The 2,063-nt window shown below is 68.8% G+C and carries 2 protein-coding genes; both read right to left on the reverse strand.

Annotated elements, in window-relative coordinates; genetic code table 11:
- Window positions 1–557, reverse strand: a 557-nt coding sequence (locus AC3XYG_RS08840; protein WP_489139450.1) for a TetR/AcrR family transcriptional regulator, incomplete at its 3' end; no start/stop codon positions are given.
- Window positions 554–1,684, reverse strand: coding sequence for a zinc-binding dehydrogenase (locus AC3XYG_RS08845; protein WP_489139451.1), 1,131 nt, complete (start codon window positions 1,682–1,684; stop codon window positions 554–556). The genes AC3XYG_RS08845 and AC3XYG_RS08840, both read right to left, overlap by 4 nt.
- Between the last annotated feature and the right edge of the window lie 379 nt (window positions 1,685–2,063).

The raw sequence follows: 2,063 nt of genomic DNA on the forward strand, positions 1-2,063 counted from the left end.
GCTTTTGGCCAGCTCCTCGACGAAGCCGTCACGATCGGCCCGCCCGAGACCAGCAGCCGGTAGTAGAGGGCACCGTAGACGCCATCGATCGCGACATCCGGGTCGAGTTCGGCCCGGAATTCGCCCTGGGCCTGGCCGCGCCGGAAAACCTCGCGCGCGGCCTGCCGCCTGGGCGCGAGGAAGCCTTCGACAAAGGCCTGCCGCATGTCCGGATCGCTCTGGCCCGCCCCGATCATCTCGCGGACGAAGCGGCCGGTCGGCCCGCGATAGACCTCCGCCAGCAGCCGCATCTGGGCCAGCAGGTCCGCCCGGGCGGAGGCCGTGGACGGAAAGGCGATCGCGGGGGTCACGGCATCCAGGAACGCGTCGACCGCCAGCACCCCCTTCCCCGGCCACCAGCGATAGATCGTGGTCTTGCCGACTCCGGCGCAGGACGCGACCCCTTCGATCGACAGCCGGTCGAATCCCTCCTGCTCGAGCAATCGGAAGGTCGCGTCGAGGATGGCCCGCCGCGCCGTGTCGCTGCGCTTGCGGCCCGGCGCGACGCTGCCCGTCATGTCAGCTGCGGCACGATCAGGTATTTTTCGCCGGTCGCCCGCTTCGCGTAGGCGCGGATCACGTCCGGCGACAGGGCGTCCGCCAGTCCGATCTCCGCCGTGAAACGGCTGGCGAAGGTCGAGCCCAGCTCCGCCGCCGCCCGCCCCTTCAGGCGCCGCGCGTCGGCCGCATCGATCTTCTGGTAGAACCAAGTCAGCAGCCAGCCGCCGACGCCCCAGGCCAGGCCGAAATTGCCGTCGAGCTGCTTGGGCGCGGGATCGAGCACGCCATAGAGATAGACCTGCTTGTGAACCGGCGAGCCATAGCGGCTGTAGCTGGTGAGCGAGCGGCTCAGCACCTCTTCCATCGCCCCCAGGATCGTGGCCGCCATCGGTCCGCCGCCGATCGCATCGAAGGCGAGCGTCGCGCCGGTCTCGGCGATGGCGGCGACCAGCGCCTGCCGGAATCCTTCCGCACTGCTGTCGAGGACATGGGCGGCGCCCTGGTCGCGCAGCAGCTTTGCCTGCTCGGGGCTGCGCACGATGTTGACCAGGGCCACGCCATCCTTCAGGCACAGCCGATTGAGCATCTGGCCGAGATTCGACGCCGCCGCAGTGTGCACCAACGCGTGGTGGCCCTCGCGCCGCATGGTCTCGACCATGCCAAGCGCCGTCAGCGGATTGATGAACGCCGCGGCGCCCTGGCGGGCGGACATACCGTCCGGCAGAAGCAGGCAGTCGGCCGCCTTCACCACCTGATACTGCGAATAGGTGCCCGTGGTGGCACGGATGGCCACGGTGCGGCCGACCAGGCTGGTCCCGGCGCTTCCCGCAGCGATGATGGTCCCCGCCCCCTCATTGCCGACGGGCAGCGCCTGGCCGATCCGCCCCGACACGGCCTTCAGCCGCGCCTCAGGCACGTCAGCCTCGACTTCCGGCCGATCTGGCGTTCCGCCGGCCTGCAGTGTCTGGAGGTCGCTCGGGCCCAGCAGCAGGGAAATATCCGACGGGTTGAGCGGCGCCGCCTCGATGCGGACGATCACCTCGTCGGGGCCGGGCTCCGCGACCGGCACGTCTTCGAGCCACAGCTTCAACCGCCCATCGGCCGAGACGAGGGAGCGGATTTCGAGATTGGTCCGGGGGGTCATGTCGGGGATCACCAGCATGCGATCGCGGGCCGCGATCAGATGAATAATGATACGGTGCGTATCGTAATTATGAAAGCCCCAAGGAGCGAAGGCGACGCCTTAGGCTGGCAATGATGGTTTCGGGAGGAGCCGGCCCCGCCCACCCCATCGCCGTCATCGCGAGGCGCGCGGCGCCGTGGCGATCCAGAATTGCCGCCGTCCGTGCCGTCTGCGCCCGCGGGCCTGGATCGCGTCGCTGCGCTCGCGATGACGGGGACGGGTGGTTGAGCAGTATTATCCCTCGACTCATTGTTCCCTTTGTGTTCTCATCAAGGGATGACACAAGCCGCCACCATGCCCCAGACACCCACCGCCTCACCGGCGGCGGAGGTGTTTGCGC

The sequence above is a fragment of the Inquilinus sp. genome (genome assembly GCF_057815775.1).

Bases quoted from the DNA above. Each gene is read 5' to 3' on its own strand.
- AC3XYG_RS08845 (WP_489139451.1), bottom strand. From the start codon at position 1,684: ATGACCCCCCGGACCAATCTCGAAATCCGCTCCCTCGTCTCGGCCGAT.